This is a genomic window from Priestia sp. J2, assembly GCF_020790095.1.
Lineage (GTDB): Bacteria > Bacillota > Bacilli > Bacillales > Bacillaceae_H > Priestia > Priestia zanthoxyli.
Window position 1 is genome coordinate 1024331 of sequence record NZ_CP086208.1, and the last position, 18890, is coordinate 1043220.

The following is an 18890-nucleotide window of genomic DNA, read 5'->3' on the forward strand; positions in this document are numbered from 1 at the left end:
AATATGTGGTAATATAAAGAAGTTAGTTTTAGAAAGTCGGAGGAGTTTAGTCATGAAATTTATCTATATTTTGTCTGTCCTTCCGTTCGTAGGCATATTAGGTTTTCTCCCTTTTGTTAATCGAGTGACTCCGTTTGTTCTCGGTATGCCGTTCAATATGTTTTGGATGGTGATATGGGTGGTGCTTACGTCCATTATTTTAGGGGTTATGTATAAGCTTGATCCCAGAAATCGGGAAGGGGAAGAAGAATGAATAGTGCACTTATTATTATTTTACTATTTTTAGTGGCAGCTATTTTTCTTGGCATACGATCAACCAAAGGCAAGGATATGAACTTGGAGCAGTGGACGGTAGGCGGACGCGGTTTCGGGGCTATTTTAGTGTTTGTGCTGATGGCCGGAGAAATCTATACAACGTTTTCGTTTCTAGGCGGAAGCGGATGGGCTTATGGAAAAGGAGCTCCTGCACTTTATGTCTTAATTTATATTAGCTTATCATATGTCTTATCATACTGGCTTCTTCCTGTTATTTGGAAGTATGCAAGAGATCATAAGCTCGTCTCGCAGCCTGATTTTTTTGTAAGCAAATATAAAAGCCCTTACCTTGGTGTGCTTGTAGCTGCTGTAGGAGTGATTGCGGTCATTCCTGTTATTGTTGTGCAGTTAAAAGGATTGGGAATTATTGTATCACAAGCATCATACGGCGCCATTTCAATGCCGGCAGCTATTTGGATGGGAGCTATCAGTTTAACGCTATATGTGATGATATCCGGTATCCACGGTTCTGCATGGACGGCTGTTATTAAAGACATTATGATGCTTGCTGTGATTGGGTTTTTAGGTATTTATTTACCTTTTCATTATTACGGAGGATACGGTCCAATGTTTGAAGCTGTGAATACAGCGAAGCCCGGGTTTTTAAAGTTTCCTGAGCAAGGATTAAGCGTCTCGTGGTTTATTTCGACCGTTATTTTACTAGTACTTGGTTTTTATATGTGGCCGCAGGTGTTTAGCTCAAGCTATACAGCGAAAAATGCAAAGGTATTTCGTAAAAATGCAATCATTAGTCCTCTTTATACGCTGATGCTGCTTTTTGTATTTTTTGTTGGATTTGCAGCTATCTTAAAAGTTCCTGGTTTAAGCGGAGGAGACGTGGATCTTGCGCTATTAAGGATCTCAATCCAAACGTTTGATCCTTGGTTTATTGGAATTATAGGAGGAGCGGGTTTGCTGACAGCGCTTGTGCCGGGATCGATGCTGTTAATGAGTGCGTCAACGCTGCTGGCGAAAAACATATACAAACCGTTTGCGCCTCAAGCAAGCGAAGCGCGTATTGCTCGTTTAGCGAAAAGCTTTGTACCGGTTGTGGCACTCATTTCCGTTTACTTTACGCTAAACGGGGGAACGACGCTATCAACAATTATTTTGATGGGCTATAGTCTAATGACACAGCTGTTTCCATCTCTGCTTTTCAGCTTGAAGAAAAATAACTTTGTAACGAAACAAGGAGCAGCGTGGGGGATTGTTGCCGGAATTATTGTAGTAGCCTATATTACAATCAGCGGATCTACTATTGGTACATTGTTCCCGTCACTGCCTCAGCAAATGAAAGATATCAACGTCGGATTTATTGCGCTGCTTATCAACTTTATCGTAATGTGGGCAGTCAGTATGCTCACAAAGCAAAACGAAGCTGAGACAAAAGTATATTAGACGAAGTGAAAAACGAACCATTGATCAACACGTTTGATTAGTGGTTCGTTTTTTTGTTAGGGTCAACGGTAGACCCTTCTAGCAGTTGATTGGAGGGCAAGACGAAGACTCCTGCGGGAAAAGCGGAACAGGTGAGACCCCACAGGAGCGCAAGCGACGAGGAGGCTCAACGGCCGCCCGCGGAAAGCGACGTCTTGCACGGAAATCAACTGCGGTGTCACAAGCGGTTCAGCTCATGTCTACCGTTTGTTCGTCTTTAGATTAGATTCATCTCATTATGTCTCAGCCTTGTTTTTTCTAATCAAACAGCAAAGAGCCAAAGGAATAGGATCATCCTTTGGCTCTTTACGTGGCTTTTAACCGATAATTTGTAAAATTTCCTACATCAACTGATTTACGCTAAAGCGGGAACTCGGTCGTTATAGTAAATAACTTCCGATAGGATCTTACACCCTTTAATCTCCTGAAATGTCTTTTTCGCCTCTACCTCTGATTCAAATTCAAACATAGTCGGACTTTGGTTTTTCGAGTAAACGGTAATGATCCACATTGTAAAATAAGCTCCCCCTGTAAAATAATAGTTTTCCTTTTTAGTGTAGCTATCAGGTGATGTAATAATAATTGAATAGTTGTGATACAGCCTCACATTTTAAAAGGTACTTCTACTATACAACAAAAATTACAAAATAAAACAAGAAAATCTAAAAAACTACAAAGAATAATGAAAGAGAATAAATAACCGTTTATATATGGGCTATATTTATAAATGGAAGTGGGAGTGTAAAAAATATAGGAAGAGCGATTGTCTTTTAGATTGCTAAACTATATACTTATGTTCAAAAAGTGCAGGACGTGAACGATGAAAGTTGATACGGTAGTAAAAAAAGATGTTTTACTCATTTTGGTGATGATAGTTGTTGTGCCGCTAGCAGGAGAGCTTAAATATTATCCTTTTCATGATACGTATAGAGTCAGCTTTGCTGTGCCCATTTTTTTCTTTTCACTGCTGCTTTTAAGAAAGGTATCTCCTGTAATACCAGGTATTTTAGTTGCGAGTGCTATAGTGGGCTTTCGAATGTACCTTGATTGGTATAATTACGAATCATTTGATTTTCTGCATTCTTTGCAGATCCGGTGCTCAGCAGGGATTTATTATCTTGTTTATGCCATTGCTTTTTCTTGGTTTAAGATTAACGATTTTCATTCAAAGCCGTGGATTATTGGCATATGGAGCATCATCATCGAAACGGTTTCAGGTGGCATGGAACTGCTTTGTATGTATGTGATGGTTCACCATCATATTGTGTTTCCGGAGTTCATGCAAATTTTTATTGTAGGCGTCTTTCGAAGTTTCTTTGTTTTATGTCTGTTTAGCATGATCAAGCTTTACGAAGGGCAGCTGAGAGAACGGCAAATCTCTCAAAAAAATGATCAGCTGCTTGTTGTGCTTTCAAATTTGTATGAAGAATCCATTCATTTGAAAAAAACGCTGCAAGACGCTGAGAGAATTACGAAAAAGTCGTATGATTTATATGAAGAACTACACGAAGCAGATATCCACCAGCTTACTTCGCTGCACGAATTTAGCCAAAAAGCATTACAAATTGCAGGGGAAGTACATGATATTAAAAAAGACAATCAGCGGATATCAGCAGGGTTGTCCAAGGTCATTACAAAAGAAGAATTTTCTGAGTATATGGAAATCGAAAGTCTGCTTCAAATCGTCATGCGCAGCAATGAAAAATATGCGGCGCTGTTAGCAAAAGATATTCATTTTTCATATTCGGTTCTAGGAGAGCATCCTCGCTATCACGTGTACTTGTTTTTATCATTAATTAATAACTTAGTAACGAATGCAGTCGAAGCGATTGAAAAAGAAGGCGCGATTATTATCGACGTATGCCGAGAAGAAGACCGCATTTTACTATATGTAAGAGACAGCGGTCCCGGTGTGAAAAAAAGGCATGAACGTCTCATTTTTAAAGCGGGATTTACATCCAAATACGCAAAGGACGGGACGCCTTCTACAGGTCTTGGGCTTGTCTACGTTAAGCAAATGACCGAGCAGCTGGGCGGGAGTATTCAATTTATTAATCTGTCTCCAAGCCCCGGTGTTCAATTTACTATAGATTTACCTATGTCTACGTTAATGGGGGATAAGGACTAATATGCGATTTTATATCATAGATGATGACGAAGTCTTTCGTTCAATGTTAGCTGAAATTATTGAAGATAATGATTTAGGAGAGGTTATAGGGGAGGCAGAAGACGGAATTGTCTTAAATGATCAATCTTCTCTATTGCAGCAGATCGATATTTTATTTATTGATTTGTTGATGCCCATTCAAGACGGAATCGAAACCGTGCGCAAAATAAAGGATACTTTTAAAGGCAAAATTATTATGATGTCACAGGTAGAAACAAAAGATTTGATTGGAAAAGCCTACTCGCTTGGCATTGAATACTATATCACGAAGCCGCTTAATCGTATGGAAGTGCTCATGGTCATTCAAAAAGTAATTGAACGAATTCATGTTCAACAATCAATGGAGAAAATTCAAGAATCGTTAAATACCGTACTTAATATAGGAAACCAGCAAAAAACGCCTGCTTCTGATAAAAAAGAAAGCGATCCGGCAGAAGCGTGCAGGTTTCTTTTAAGAGAACTTGGGATTTTAGGAGAAAGCGGAAGTAAAGATTTAATCGAAATCATCAATTACCTGCATCAAACGGAAAAGAGCACGATGTATGAACAGCATTTTCCGTCTCTCAAAGAAATCTTTGAGAAAATTACCGTGAGAAAGCTTGGTTCACCTTTTTCAGAAGAGGTGCTGCAAAAAGAAATGAAAGCAGCCGAACAGCGAGTCAGAAGAGCCATTTATCAGTCTTTAAATCATTTGACCTCCCTTGGCATGGTTGATTTCTTTAATCCTAAATTTGAAAATTACGCTTCTAAGTTTTTCGATTTTTCAATGGTGCATCAGCGCATGAGAGATATAGAAAAAGGCACGGGAAAAAGCAGTACGCCAAGTCGTATAAATGTAAAGAAATTTATTCAAATGCTCTATTATGAAGTCAAACAAACGCTGTAGTAAAAAAACTATAGCGTTTTCATTTTGCAATTTTCTAAAAACTTTTTGTTAGTTTCAGTAGGTTTTTGTTAGATTTTGTGATGCCTATGATAATGTAATCTTATGAATAAAAGAACTACTTAATAAACAGTTCTTAATGGAATTGTATCTGTTGAATACATTAAGTGCAAATAAACAGCTTCGAGCTGTTAGAAAAAAGAAGGAAGGTGCAAAGATATGTTCAAAAAGCTTGGATTAGCAGGACAAATTCTAATTGGTTTGATTGCAGGTATTATTGTAGGGGCCATTTTTTACGGAAATCCTAAAGCAGTTGAAGTACTGCAGCCAATTGGAGACGTATTCATTCATTTAATTAAAATGATCGTGGTGCCGATTGTTATATCTAGTATCATTGTGGGCGTTGCGGGTGTTGGTGATATTAAGAAGCTTGGTAAATTAGGCGGAAAAACAATTCTTTACTTTGAAATCATTACAACGGTTGCCATTGTTGTAGGCTTATTAGCAGCTAACTTGCTTCACCCTGGTACTGGTGTGGACCGCAGCGGTCTTGAAAAATCAGATATCAGCAGCTACACATCAACGGCAGAAGCTACAGAGCAAAAAGGATTTGTAGAAACATTTGTTCACATCGTCCCAACGAATGTATTTGAGTCAATTGCTGCAGGCGACATGCTGCCAATTATTTTCTTCTCGGTCCTATTTGGACTTGGAATTGCATCAATCGGTGAAAAAGGAAAGCCAGTTCTAAGATTTTTTGAAGGCACGGCAGAAGCGATGTTTTGGGTAACGAATTTAGTTATGAAGTTTGCACCGTTTGGCGTATTTGCATTAATCGGTGTAACCGTATCAAAATTTGGACTAGCGTCTCTGATTCCGCTTAGTAAGCTTGTAATTGTTGCTTACGGCACAATGATTTTCTTTGTATTAGTGGTACTAGGACTTGTAGCTAAATGGGCAGGCGTTAACATCTTTCATTTATTAAAAGTGCTAAAAGATGAATTGCTGCTAGCATTTTCAACTGCAAGTTCAGAAACAGTATTACCGCGTATTATTGCAAAAATGGAAAAGTTCGGATGTCCTAAAGCAATTACATCTTTTGTTATTCCGACGGGATATTCGTTTAACTTAGACGGATCTACTCTTTATCAAGCGCTTGCTGCGATCTTTATTGCGCAAATGTACGGTATTGATATGAGCATCACACAGCAAATTTCACTGATATTAATTTTAATGGTTACATCTAAAGGAATTGCAGGAGTTCCGGGCGTATCGTTTGTTGTACTGCTTGCAACGCTTGGATCTGTAGGACTTCCGATAGAAGGGCTTGCTTTTATCGCTGGAATTGACCGTTTGTTAGATATGGGACGTACAGCGGTAAACGTAATTGGAAACTCACTTGGTGCAATCGTCATTTCAAAGTGGGAAGGTCAATTTAACGACAAAGACAAGGAAGCTTATATTAACGAAGTAACAAAAAAAGTATCGTAATTACAAACGTATTTTAGTTGAAGGAAGATCCGAACGAGTAATCGTTCGGATTTTTTCGTTTGAATTTGCTTTGAAAAGTTGGGAATAGTAACTAAAGATGAAAAACAAATGATTGATACAAGGAGGTCACAACATGGGAAGAGCAAATAATCACAAATCATCACATAACAACAAAGGGTCACTGCCTCAAACACCAAAAGAGTTAAAAATTGCTCCGGATCAAGCAAATGAAGAATTTTCACGCGAGTTAGCGCAGCATCATGATGCTAAAGCGAAACAGGACTTAATTTTGAAACAGCAAAAAGAAAAGTAAAAGAAAAAAAACTGAGACATAATGAAATGAATCCAGCCTAAAGACGAATAAATGAGATACATGACCTGGACTGCTTGTGACACCGCAGTTGATTTCCGTACAAGGCTTCGCTTTCTGCGGGCGGGCGCTGAGCCTCCTCGTCGCTTGCTCTCCTGCGGGGTCTCACCTGCTCCGCTTTTCCCGCAGGAGTCTTCGCCTTATCCTCCAATCAACTGCTAGAAGGAACGAAACAAATAATACTATGTTCACAATCACAAAAAAACGAACCACTAATCAGACATGCTGATTAGTGGTTCGTTTTTCCCTAAGTGAAAAATGCTTTTGTCCCATCCTCTTTTTTATAAACAACTAAAGATAAAAATTCCTAAGTAACCATTTTGTAACATTATTTAATCATAGCGTAATAGTTTTTGAGGCTTTTTTCATTATAATTAAACCGAACACATTGAAAAATAGGTTCATAGAAACGTAACGTTCGGTTACATAATGGAGGAAAAAAATGAAAAAAACCATCATTGGGTCTATAACGGCAGCTGCAGTTTTATTTAGCGGAGCCAGTCCATTTATTGCACCTGCTCAAACAGTGGAAGCAGCGTCATATTCATACAAAGACACGGCTATTGCTACTGGTAAAAAATTAATGGGTGTTCCTTATAAATGGGGAGGCACAACAACAAAAGGTTTTGACTGCTCTGGATTTATTCAATACATTTTCAAAAAAGCTGGAAAAACACTTCCGCGCACAACGGAACAAATGTATCGAGTAGGGACAAGCGTTTCAAAAGCAAAGCTTCAAAAAGGAGATTTAGTTTTCTTTCAAACGTATAAAAAAGGTCCTTCACATGTAGGCGTGTACTTAGGAAACAATCAGTTTCTTCAAGCTTCTACGTCTAAAGGCGTGACGATTACATCTCTTAGCAACAGCTACTGGAAAGCACGTTATATTGGTGCAAAACGGATTTAACCATCCGTCATTTTTTTGGAAAACAACACTACATTGTGTAGTGTTGTTTTTGTTTGCATATACATAACGTATTGCCAATATTATTTTTAACGTTTTATACAAAAAAAACCATATTCTGTGAGATAATAACGTTAACACATTTTGTACTTTAACATAAGGAATATCCCACTCTATTCGAAAGTTTGGTGAGCGAAGATGAAGCGCTTAGTATGGAGTTATGGAATAGGTATTGTTGCAATAGTAGCAGTACTCTCATTTTTCTTTATGATGAAAGGTCAAACAGAGAAAGCCGTCGTTAGCGGAGATGTACCAAAAGCTCATGCGCAGGGAGAAAGAGTGAAGCAGCCCATCTCACAGTTCCAAGCAGTACAGCCTCATGAAGCAGGTAATGAAGTAAAAAATGTAAAAAACAACATGCCTGAAAAAGCCGATCCTCCTCCGTTTTTAGTCTACATTGACCCTGGTCATCAAGCTCAGGCTAACCTAGAGAAAGAGCCAATCGGGCCGGGAGCAGCAGAAACAAAAATAAAAGTTTCCGGAGGTACATCAGGTGTGGTGACCAAGAAGCCGGAATACAAGCTGACGTTGGAAGCCTCTATGATATTAAAACAGCTTCTCGAAGAAAAAGGCATAACCGTAAAGCTTACTCGCAGTTCTCACGATGTGAATATCAGCAACCGGGAACGAGCGGAGCTTGCGAATAATTCAAAAGCTGACTTACACGTACGTATCCATGCAGATGGTTCTGAAAATACTTCTGTAAAAGGATTTTCTGTGCTCACTCCTGCAGAAGATAATTCCTATACAAAGTCTATTTATCAAAGCAGTTTACAAGCATCTCAAGCTATTCTGACAGAGGTGGAAAAAGATCAGTTTGTCGAAGTGGACGGCATTCGCTATCGCAGTGATCTTTCAGGATTTAACTGGTCGACTGTACCCGTAACGCTAGTTGAACTGGGGTATATGACGAATTCAGAAGAAGACCGGAACCTGTCTGATCAGGCTTACCTTACAAAGCTGATGAATCATGTTGCAGACGGTATCGTGGCATATGAAGGAATGACAAAATAAAAGGTGGAAAGACCTATAAAAGCGTGTGACTAAATCAATTGATTTATGTCACACGTTTTTTTTGTCATTCATATGATATAAAAAAGCGTTTTTTCGACAAAAAAATGGACGAGCAGAAAAGAAAACTAGGTAAAATGCTTTAATTTTTATAGAACTGTGTCGATATAACGAGAGATATTAAAATGCGTTAGACAGTACATGAAAATGGGGGAACAAGATGAGAAAGTTAACGGCATTAGCTTTAGTACTAAGCGTACTGCTGTTTCAATTCACGCCGCTTGCTAGCGTGAAAGCTGAAACGGTAGAACCAGTTGTGTCTGTAAAATTAGTAAACTATTTAGGAGATCAGCATGCAATTACAATTAAGCCGTCTTATTTATACACTATTAAAAACTCGGATTTGGTCTTAAATGCAAATACAGAGTATACGGTAACCGCAACAGCTCAAGGTGTCACTTTAAAACAAGGAAGCACTGTCTTAGGTGAATTTACAAGCTTTGAAATTACACCGTCTCTTTATAAAAATCCCGTATCTATTAACGGCAGACAGTACTTAGGGGACGTGGCGTTTACAAATGAAAAGGGAACGTATGTTAGACCTGTTAATACGCTCCCGATTGAAGACTATTTAAAAGGCGTTGTGCCAAATGAAGTCTATACATCTTGGAATCTGCAAGCTTTAAAAACTCAGGCGGTAGCAGCAAGAACATACGCAATGAGCTATGCAGGAAAAGTAATCAATGACACGGTAAGCTATCAAGTATACGGTGGCTATACGTGGTACGACAGCACAAACCAAGCAGTAGATCAGACATTCGGACAAGTAGTCACCTACAACAATAAATTAATCAACGCCGTTTTCTCATCTAGCAACGGCGGAAGAACCGAATCAAACAGCAACGCCTGGGGAGGAACTCAGCTTTCTTATTTCCCGGTGAAAGAAGATCCATACGATAAGCAGACGCCGTGGACGTTAGCTATTCAAAAAACGCAAATTGATTTAACAGGAAAAGATTTAGCTAACTATAGCGCTTGGTGGAATACGGTTTCTGAAAAAGATAAAACCGTTACAGATAATTTGAAGTCATGGTTAGTAGCCAATAAGCATCCTGGTAAAACGATTAAAATTACGTCTATTCCAAAGGTGAGTTTTTATGCTCCTTCATCAGGAGGTCGTGTGACTAAAGGTGCGATTACAGTGGACTACCTCGTTAAAGGAGATGTAGACAGTTCGCAAAAACTAGTGGTTCATCATTTGGAATTAAAAGATTTAACATCGACGAAGCTAAAATCAATGTTAAACAGCCGTGCGATGCTTAGTCTGCTTGTAACGGAAACAAATGAAACAAGCACATCAACCACTTTTAATGGTAAAGGAAATGGACACGGTGTTGGAATGAGTCAATACGGTGCTCAAAAAATGGCAAGCCTAGGCAAAGACTATCGTGAAATTTTAGATTTTTATTATCCAACGACTACTCTTTTAAGTTTTTATACAACAAAATATCCGCGAAAAGAGCAGGAGCAAGAACCACCGAAAGATACGGTTGCACCTGATGCACCTTCAGTTAATGCATTAGGAGATAACCAAACATCGCTTACGGGCGTGACAGAACCAAATGCTTCTGTTATTGCAAAAGTGGAAAATGAAGTAATTGGAACGGGTCTTGCTGATGAAGCTGGAAAATTTGCAATTACGATTGCCAAGCAGCCAGCAGATACAAAAGTGTCTGTAACGTCTAAAGATGCAGCTGAAAATGAAAGCACGGCCACAGTAGTGACCGTAACGGATCAAACGCCGCCTTCTGTTCCAATTGTAAATGAAGTAAGTGACCAAGATACGACCGTAACGGGCGTAACAGAAGCAAACGCCGCCGTGACGGTAAAAGCAGGCGATGCAACGTTCTCTGCAGTAGCGGATGGTAACGGTACATTTACTGTTTCAATTCCAGTACAAATAGGCGGAACAACAATAGCGGTAAGTGCAAAAGATAAAGCAGGAAACGAAAGCCAAGCGCCTTCTTTTGCGGTTAAATCTACGTTAAAAGCACCGCTTGCACCAAAAGTAAATGAAGTAAGTGATCAAGACACAATGATCAAAGGAACGGCTGAAGCAAATGCAATGGTTATCATTAAAAACGAAAGTCTTCAGCTTGCAGCAGGAAAAGCGGATGCTAAAGGAAATTACAGCATTTCGATTGCAAAACAAAAAGCAGGAAGCACGCTGTACGTGACGGTTCAAAATGCAGGTGGAACAAGTTCAGCCGCTGCGGTGACCGTACAGGATAAAACGGCACCAGCTGCGCCAAAAGTAAATGCAGTAAGTGATCAAGATACAAAAGTTACAGGTGCAGCAGAAGCAAATTCTACAGTTACGGTAAAAGTAGGAACTACAACTGTAGGAACGGCTAAAGCAGGTGCAAATGGAGCGTTTTCTGTTTCCATTTCTCATCAAAAAGCGAATACAAAGCTAAGCGTACAAGCAAAAGATGCAGCAGGAAATAGCAGTACTGTATCGACTGTAACTGTTACGGCAAAGCAAAAAGCTCCGCTCAAACCGACAGTGAATGAAGTGAGTGATCGAAGCACAGCCGTTACGGGTACCGCAGAAGCAAATGCAACGGTTGTCATTAAAAACGGAAGTCTTCAGCTTGCAGCTGGTAAAGCAGATGCTAAAGGAAATTACAGCATCTCGATTGCGAAACAAAAAGCAGGAAGCACCCTGTCTGTAACGGCTGGAAACACAGCGGGCGTGAGTCCAGTTGTAACTGTAACCGTGCAGGATAAAACAGCACCCGTTACACCAAAAGTGAACGCTGTAAGCAATCAAGATACAGTCGTAACGGGAAGCACAGAAGCGGGCGCGGAAGTGCATGTGAAAATTGATAAAAAAGTAATTGGCAAAGGAAATGCGAAATCGGATGGAACGTTCAGCATCACCATTCCAAAGCAGCCTGATGCTACAAAATTAGCTGTTATTGCAAAAGATGCAGCTAATAACTATAGCTCCAATGCGTTTGTAACGGTTAGTGTCGTACAGACAAAACCAGCGCTTCCAACCGTTAATACGCTTACTGAAAAAAGTACAGCAGTAACGGGAACAGGAGAAAAAAATGCGTCCATTTATATTAAAGTAGGCGGAAAAATTATTGCAAGTGGGAAAATTGATGGAAACGGCAAGTTCAGCGTGAAAATTCCTGCTCAAAAAGCAGGAACAGAAGTGACGGCGGTACTGCAAAATAAAGTAGGATACAGTCCGTATAAAATTGTAAAAGTACAAGATACAACGCCGCCGGCACCTCCGGCAGTTGATGCCGTTACGTCTTTGTCCACATTTATCTCGGGAAAAACAGAAGCAAATGCCGTGATTACGATTAAAAGCGGTACAAAGCTAATCGCGTCAGGCAAAGCAGATACTAAAGGGCAATTTAAAGTAACGATTCCAAAACAAACAGCAGGCGTAAAGCTGGCTGTTACAGCAAAAGATGCAGCCAATAACTACAGCTCCAATACGTTTGTAACGGTTAGTGCCGTACAGACAAAACCAGCGCTTCCAACCGTTGCTACGCTTACTGAAAAAAGTACAGCAGTAACGGGAACAGGAGAAAAAAATGCGTCCATTTATATTAAAGTAGGCGGAAAAATTATTGCCAGTGGGAAAATTGATGGAAACGGCAAGTTCAGCGTGAAAATTCCTGCTCAAAAAGCAGGAACAGAAGTGACGGCGGTACTGCAAAATAAAGTAGGATACAGTCCGTATAAAATTGTAAAAGTGCAAGATACAATGCCGCCGGCACCTCCGGCAGTTGATGCCGTTACGTCTTTGTCCACGTTTCTCTCTGGAAAAACGGAAGCAAATGCTGTGATTACGATTAAAAGCGGTACAAAAGTAATCGGATCAGGCAAAGCAGATAGCAAAGGCCAGTTTAAAGTAACGATTCCAAAACAAACAGCAGGCGTAAAACTGGCTGTTACAGCAAAAGATGCCGCTGGAAACACAAGTTCAGCAGTCAATATAAATGTTAAATAAAAACAAAAAAGAATTCTCCGCGGAGGATTCTTTTTTTAGTGATTTTTAAGAGGGATAGAAGGTTACTAAAAGGTTACCTTAGAACTTTGAAGTGCCTAACTTACTTTAAAGTGGGTTCTATCTTTTTCTTTTTTTCTGTTTCATAATAACAAATGTAAAGAAATTAGCAGGGGGTTTTTTATAATGAGCAATCATTTGCAAGATACAGTAACACTTCACAACGGAGTCAAAATGCCTTGGTTTGGACTAGGTGTATTTAAAGTAGAAGAAGGGCCTGAATTAGTGAACGCCGTGAAAACAGCTATCGTCAAAGGCTATCGCAGCATCGATACGGCAGCTATTTATGGAAATGAAGAAGGTGTAGGAGAAGGAATTCGCCAAGGTCTGAAAGAAGCAGGTCTTTCACGCGAAGACATTTTTGTTACATCAAAAGTTTGGAACGCAGATTTAGGCTATGAAGAGACGCTAGCTGCTTACGAAACAAGCTTACAAAAGCTTGGCTTAGAATATTTAGATCTATACTTAATTCACTGGCCGGTAGAAGGCAAGTATAAAGCGGCGTGGAAAGCATTAGAAACGCTGTATAAAGAAGAAAAAGTAAGAGCTGTAGGCGTAAGTAATTTTCAAATTCATCATTTAGAAGACTTAATGAAAGATGGAGAGGTTAAGCCTGTTATTAACCAAGTGGAATATCATCCTCGTTTGACGCAAAAAGAGCTGCATGCTTTTTGTCAAAAGCACGATATTCAGCTAGAAGCATGGTCTCCGCTTATGCAAGGAGAATTGCTAGATAACGATGTGTTAAAAGAAATTGCTGAAAAACACGGTAAATCAGTTGCTCAAATTATTCTGCGATGGGATCTGCAAAACGGAGTTATAACGATTCCAAAATCGACAAAAGAACATCGTATTGTTGAAAATTCATCGCTATTCGATTTTGAATTGGATGCTGAAGATGTAAGTAAAATTAATGAATTAAACCAAAATCACCGAGTAGGTCCAGATCCGGACAACTTTGATTTTTAATAGAAGAACTAAGAGGCTGGGAGAAACGTATTTTAGCCCAAGTGAAAAACGAACCATTGATCAACAAGTTTGATTAGTGGTTCGTTTTTTTTTATGGTGAATACAGCTTCATCTGTTTCGTCTTTCCAGCAGTTGATTGAAGGGAAAGGCGAAGACTCCTGCGGGGAAAGCGGGACAGATGAGACCCAGCAGGAGTCAAGCGACGAGGAGGCTCAGCGCCCGCCCGCGGAAAGCGAAGCCTTGCATGGAAATCAACGGCGGTGTCATAAGCGGTTCAGCTCATGTATCTCATTTGTTCGTCTTTAGGTTGGATTCAGTTAGTTATGTCCCGGCCTCTTCTTATGCATTATTACATAAATTTAACATTTTCTTCACAGTAAGCTAAAGGACGGGCCGTATCATAAAGAAAGGTCGTGAAAGATAGAGAAATCATTTCATTTTTAAGCGTAAAATAGGCGGTGTAACGATGACGAAACAAGCTTACTCTCACATACAATGTAAAAAAACATCAATGATTGATTTATTGCTGGATGCAGGGGTTTATAAAAAAGGAAGCAAGCAGCTATACGAGCTTACCCTTCAAGAACTAGAATCAGAATACGAAGCTGTTTCACAGCAGCGCATATCTCAATGAAATTTTGATACATTGCTAGAATTTGTTATAATAGAGGAAAGGATAGGAGTTGATTTATATCGAAAAGCACCCGACAGACTCGCAGCCCATCCGTATGGATATCCTCGATTCTATATTTGCTAAAATGGTATTAAATAAGGCTATCCGAGATTTTAGAAGAGACCAAATTTTACGTGAAGTCGATCAAACATTAGAAGAAAGAAACAAAGAAAAATTTTTTCAATTAATTGAAGAATTAAAATCAATTTCGTAAAGGGCGTTCGCGCGATAGAATTTGATTTTATCATTTTAGCATATAAAAACAGGTAAGAAGCGGCATGCTTAGTTACCTGTTTTTTTGTCGTTTTATTGTAAAACAAGGCCTTACATAAGAAGTGCACCTTGCTAGTAAACAGACAAAAAGAGCAAGTCTAATGTACTCACTCTTTTCAGAAAGGTATGGGTGTTAATGAGAAAATGAATGTCACTCTCTAAATGTTGCGTGTGGGGTTTAGAAAGTTCTATGCATCTGCATATTTTCTACTTCATTCGCTCTATGTATTGTTAAAGTAACAATATAACCATATCTTATCACATGAAGGAAATTCGATTCAATATATTTATTGATTTTCTTTTTAAATTGTTCTAAATAATTAGTGAATGTAAAAAAATGTTTTTATTGGGTGAATGTGTATCTATAAAAAACAATAGAAAAATATAGTGGGGTTTTTATGGGAGACATTTGTTTATTTCTGACGGACTGTAAGCTTCAAAAGAGTACAATCCGTCCTGTAAATCAGTATTAAGAAAAAATGAGCTGAACCCAGTAGAATAGGAGGAAAAGAGTAACGATCGTGGTAAGCGGGATAACAATAAGTGATACTTTTAAATAATCTTTCCATTTTACCTTGATATGATTTTCTTTTAAAATATGCATCCAAATAAGAGAAGCCAGTGTTCCAATCGGCAATAAAAGCGAGCCCATATCACTTCCAATAATATTAGCAAGATAAATGGTTTTAAGAGTAATAGGATCGAGCCCCATTTCAGTCAAGGTAATGGTTCCGACCATCAGGGCAGGGTGATTGTTAAACAAGTTAGAGAGAATAGAAACAAGTCCTCCCATGATAAAGCTTGCTTCAAAAAGTCCTCGATTTACGATTGGCTCGCAAACTTTTACAAGCAGCTCCGTCAACCCTACGTTATGCAGTCCGTAAATAATAACGTACATCGAAAAGGCAAAAACGAAAATGTGCCACGGCGTTTTCTTTAAAATATCAATCGGGTTTGTACGTAAGTGATACCATCTCCAAACAAGTAAGGTCAGTGAGCCCAGTACAGCAACCAATTCGATTGGTATGCCGAAATAAGAGGCGACAAATAGGAGACAGCGCATAACAAACACAAATAATAAAACTTTCAGCATAAATTGTGTGCGTTTACGTTTTGTTTCAACAGAAATGCTTCCTTTTAAGGGGTGAAACTGTTTCGTAAAGAAACTTTCTTCTATATCTTTTGAAGCATGCGGCAGTTTTTTTGGCAAATGGCGTTTTACGACCGTATACATGAGCCAAGACATAAATAATAAACCAAGTGTCGCCGGTACAAACATCATCGCTGTGTGCATATAAAGCGACATATGAACAATTTTTAAGGCAATCAAATTGACAATATTACTTACACCTATAGGCGCGCTGGAAGCGGTAGCAATAAGCGCTCCACTTAAAAGGTAGGGGATCTGCTGGTGGGGTTTTAGCTGAAGGTTTTTCAAAAGTAGAATTAAAATTGGAGTGGTAATTAAAATACTGCCGTCATTATTAAATAGTAAAGTCATTAAAAAGCAAAGCAGTTGAATGTACCAATATAATCGGTACCCTGAGCCTTTGGATAAACTCACTAGTCGTGCAGCTGCCCAGTGGAAGAATCCAAAACTTTCTAATATGACGGCCATGACAATGGTGGCAATAATGGTGATAGAAGCGCCGCTTATCTTTGCAAAAATATCAACAATGTCTGATTTGGATACAATCCCTGTAAGCAGGATAATGGCTGCTCCTATGGCTGCCGGCCATGCTTCGTTGATGCCGTTTGGCCTCCAAAAAATGACGAGCATTGTCATTGTAAACACGAAAATGGCAATTCCAATTTCAATATTCATCAGTATGCTCCTTTCTTCTAAAATTTGTAATGAATATACCCTTGCATGTCCCTTACACTCTATTTATATTCATTTATTACTAGAAGGATTGTGCATAAGACCATTTTTGCTAATATGTTTATTTATCTTGCCAAGGCACGTATCATCTCGGGAGAGGAGCCTATAAAAAGACTAGATCAATCAAAGACGAACAAATGTGATAAATGAGCTAGTAGGATCGCTTGTTACGCCGCTGTTGATTTCCGTGCAAGACTTCGCTTTCCGCGGGCGGTCGATGAGCCTCCTCGTCGCATACGCTCCTGCGGGGTCTCATCTGTTCCGCTTTTCCCGCAGGAGTCTTCGTCTTGCCCTCCAATCCACCGCTAGAAGCCACTACATACATGAAACCTACGTTCACGTTTATCATCACAATAAAAAGATCCGAACCATTCATCGTTCGGATCTTTCTTCAACTAACATACTTTTGGTCCAGGATCTTCAAGGTTAGCAAGTATAGGTTTTTTCGTGTAAAGTTAACGCTTGTATCTGGTCACGGTCAGGTTCATAGCCAATGCCTGGTGTATCAGGAACGGAAATAATACCGTTGTCGACTGTGATTTCCGGGTGAACGATATCACGCGGCCAGTATTTAGAGGATGCGGCCGTATCTCCGGGAAGCGTAAAATTAGCAAGTGTGGTAATGGCAATATTATGTGCTCGCCCTACACCTGATTCGAGCATACCGCCGCACCATACGGGTACACCGTGAGTTTGACAAAGGTCATGAATTTTTTTGGCTTCGGTTAGTCCGCCTACCCGGCCAATTTTAATGTTAATAATTTGCGTGCTTCCAAGTTTAATAGCTTTTCGAACGTCTTCAGCTGAATGAATACTTTCATCCAAGCAAATAGGCGTGCGCATGCGGGCCTGCAGTTCAGCGTGATCAATTAAATCATCATGAGCTAACGGCTGTTCTATCATCATTAAATCAAACTCGTCAAGCTGACCAAGGTGATCAGCATCTGCAAGCGTATAAGCAGAGTTCGCATCAACCATTAGGGGAATAGAAGGAAATTCGTTTCGAACCGCGCGCGTCAAGTTAAGATCCCAGCCCGGCTTAATTTTAATTTTGATTCGCTTATATCCTTCATTTAATCCGACTTCAATTTTGCGAAGCGTTTCGTCAATCGTAGGCTGAATGCCAACGCTAAGACCAACTTCAATTTGACTTTTACTGCCTCCTAACGCTTTAGATAGAGAGAGGTTTTGCCTCCGCGCATACAAATCCCAAACAGCGCCTTCTAACGCCGCTTTTGCCATGTAATTGCCTCGAATATGAGCAAAGCGTTGGGATACTTCATCAGGATGCTGAATTTCTTTCTGTTGAAGCAAAGGAATTAAAAAATCCTCCATAATGTGCCAGTTTGTTTTAAGCGTTTCTTCTTTATAAAAAGGATCTGCGCACGCTACGGATTCAGCCCAGCCGGATTGTCCGTCTTCGTCTTGAATTTCTACTAAAATAAAATCTCGATCCACTTCTTTTCCAAGACTTGTCGTAAACGGATGAAGTAAATCCATTTTTAAATGCCGTAAAATGACGTGTTTTATCTTCATTTTTGCACCTCTTTTTTCGTTAAAATATAAAAATGAACGGGTGCGCTGCTTTCTGGATGCTTCATAAAACCTGTTACTTCAAATCCTTTTGCAAAACACGTTTGAAATACGTATCTTGTTCGCATCCGCCAGTCCAATGCAAGAGAAGGAGAGACTTCTTTCATTTGCTGAAAAGCAGATGGGATAGCTACAGCTACAACCTCATCATTTAACAGTTTTTCATCAATATTTGTAACAGAAGGAAACCCTTCATCCGTTAACGTCCATTGAGTAAGCGATGCCTCCATTATTTGATCTGGCGTATAGAGAGGCTGAGCTCGTTTTGTATCCTCTAAAGATGCCCATTCTACAACGAATCGATCAGAAGGCAAGTCAGCATTTAACGGATCATTCATGTCTCCGTAGCAGTTTTCAATATATGTAGAACAAACGGCTCCAAGCTTTCCAATATTTAAATACCCGTTGCCGCTTTCTAACGGATCGTACGTCCAGCTGATATATGAATAACCCTTTTTTTTACTTTCCTGGCTCTGCGCATGCTTAAGCTTAGCTCCAATGCCCATGCTGCGATAGGCAGGGTCAACTGCTAATATATGAGAACATAAGTAGACGCAAGTTCCATCAAACCCTGGAAAGCTATATTGAAAGCCAATCAGCTTTTCATCTAGAAACGCACCGAGAACAAGACCTCCGTTTTTAACAGCGGTCAAAGTTTGGTGAACAGGCGTTGCTTCTTCTTCTCCCCAGACGCGGCTTTCTAATGCGCGTACTTCTTCTAGTTCATTGGTTGTTATAAGTGAACGAATCGTTAAAGCTTCAGTCATATATT

General features: G+C 39.6%; 16 protein-coding genes. 13 read left to right on the forward strand and 3 right to left on the reverse strand.

Annotated elements, in window-relative coordinates:
* Nucleotides 1–52: 52 nt before the first annotated feature.
* The 13 genes from LJY09_RS05290 to LJY09_RS05350 all read left to right on the forward strand — a co-directional run bounded on the left by LJY09_RS05290 (nucleotide 53) and on the right by LJY09_RS05350 (nucleotide 14584).
* The gene (locus tag LJY09_RS05290; RefSeq protein ID WP_013055761.1) at nucleotides 53–253 is read left to right on the forward strand and encodes a DUF3311 domain-containing protein; all 201 of its coding nucleotides are present in this window, start codon (nucleotides 53–55) and stop codon (nucleotides 251–253) included.
* Complete coding sequence (locus LJY09_RS05295) at nucleotides 250–1713, forward strand: sodium:solute symporter family protein (protein WP_028412714.1); 1464 nt, start codon at nucleotides 250–252, stop codon at nucleotides 1711–1713. The genes LJY09_RS05290 and LJY09_RS05295 overlap by 4 nt, the downstream gene beginning before the upstream one ends.
* A gap of 85 nt (nucleotides 1714–1798) precedes the next feature.
* Complete coding sequence (locus LJY09_RS05300; RefSeq protein ID WP_108674453.1) at nucleotides 1799–1978, forward strand: hypothetical protein; 180 nt, start codon at nucleotides 1799–1801, stop codon at nucleotides 1976–1978.
* 594 nt (nucleotides 1979–2572) lie between these two features.
* Nucleotides 2573–3880 carry a sensor histidine kinase gene (locus LJY09_RS05305; protein ID WP_108674454.1) on the forward strand — a complete coding sequence of 436 codons (1308 nt, stop codon included), beginning with the start codon at nucleotides 2573–2575 and terminating at the stop codon, nucleotides 3878–3880.
* Nucleotide 3881: 1 nt separating this feature from the next.
* A complete protein-coding gene (locus tag LJY09_RS05310; protein WP_228307528.1) occupies nucleotides 3882–4805 on the forward strand; it encodes a response regulator in 924 nt (307 codons plus the stop codon).
* Nucleotides 4806–5021: 216 nt separating this feature from the next.
* The gene (locus LJY09_RS05315) at nucleotides 5022–6293 is read left to right on the forward strand and encodes a cation:dicarboxylate symporter family transporter (RefSeq protein ID WP_228307529.1); all 1272 of its coding nucleotides are present in this window, start codon (nucleotides 5022–5024) and stop codon (nucleotides 6291–6293) included.
* A gap of 133 nt (nucleotides 6294–6426) precedes the next feature.
* A complete protein-coding gene (locus LJY09_RS05320; protein WP_013055768.1) occupies nucleotides 6427–6606 on the forward strand; it encodes a YfhD family protein in 180 nt (59 codons plus the stop codon).
* A 499-nt stretch (nucleotides 6607–7105) separates the two neighbouring features.
* The gene (locus LJY09_RS05325; RefSeq protein ID WP_228307530.1) at nucleotides 7106–7570 is read left to right on the forward strand and encodes a C40 family peptidase; all 465 of its coding nucleotides are present in this window, start codon (nucleotides 7106–7108) and stop codon (nucleotides 7568–7570) included.
* A 195-nt stretch (nucleotides 7571–7765) separates the two neighbouring features.
* Entirely contained in the window at nucleotides 7766–8641 is an 876-nt protein-coding gene (locus tag LJY09_RS05330; protein ID WP_048020162.1) for an N-acetylmuramoyl-L-alanine amidase family protein, read from the forward strand.
* Between the two features lie 217 nt (nucleotides 8642–8858).
* Entirely contained in the window at nucleotides 8859–12671 is a 3813-nt protein-coding gene (locus LJY09_RS05335) for an Ig-like domain-containing protein (RefSeq protein WP_228307531.1), read from the forward strand.
* 183 nt (nucleotides 12672–12854) lie between these two features.
* Nucleotides 12855–13697 (forward strand): aldo/keto reductase, encoded by an 843-nt coding sequence (locus LJY09_RS05340; RefSeq protein ID WP_228307532.1) that lies wholly within the window; start codon nucleotides 12855–12857, stop codon nucleotides 13695–13697.
* 466 nt (nucleotides 13698–14163) lie between these two features.
* A complete protein-coding gene (locus LJY09_RS05345) occupies nucleotides 14164–14331 on the forward strand; it encodes a Fur-regulated basic protein FbpA (RefSeq protein WP_228307533.1) in 168 nt (55 codons plus the stop codon).
* Nucleotides 14332–14380: 49 nt separating this feature from the next.
* A complete protein-coding gene (locus LJY09_RS05350; RefSeq protein ID WP_016766443.1) occupies nucleotides 14381–14584 on the forward strand; it encodes an IDEAL domain-containing protein in 204 nt (67 codons plus the stop codon).
* A gap of 528 nt (nucleotides 14585–15112) precedes the next feature.
* On the opposite strand, the gene LJY09_RS05355 is transcribed toward LJY09_RS05350, so the two are convergent.
* From LJY09_RS05355 to LJY09_RS05365, 3 genes are all read right to left on the reverse strand, one after another.
* Nucleotides 15113–16468 carry an arsenic transporter gene (locus LJY09_RS05355; RefSeq protein WP_116741429.1) on the reverse strand — a complete coding sequence of 452 codons (1356 nt, stop codon included), beginning with the start codon at nucleotides 16466–16468 and terminating at the stop codon, nucleotides 15113–15115.
* A 483-nt stretch (nucleotides 16469–16951) separates the two neighbouring features.
* The gene (gene menC, locus LJY09_RS05360) at nucleotides 16952–18061 is read right to left on the reverse strand and encodes an o-succinylbenzoate synthase (RefSeq protein ID WP_182420861.1); all 1110 of its coding nucleotides are present in this window, start codon (nucleotides 18059–18061) and stop codon (nucleotides 16952–16954) included.
* Nucleotides 18058–18885 carry a GNAT family N-acetyltransferase gene (locus tag LJY09_RS05365; protein WP_228307534.1) on the reverse strand — a complete coding sequence of 276 codons (828 nt, stop codon included), beginning with the start codon at nucleotides 18883–18885 and terminating at the stop codon, nucleotides 18058–18060. The genes menC and LJY09_RS05365 overlap by 4 nt, the downstream gene beginning before the upstream one ends.
* Nucleotides 18886–18890: the final 5 nt, after the last annotated feature.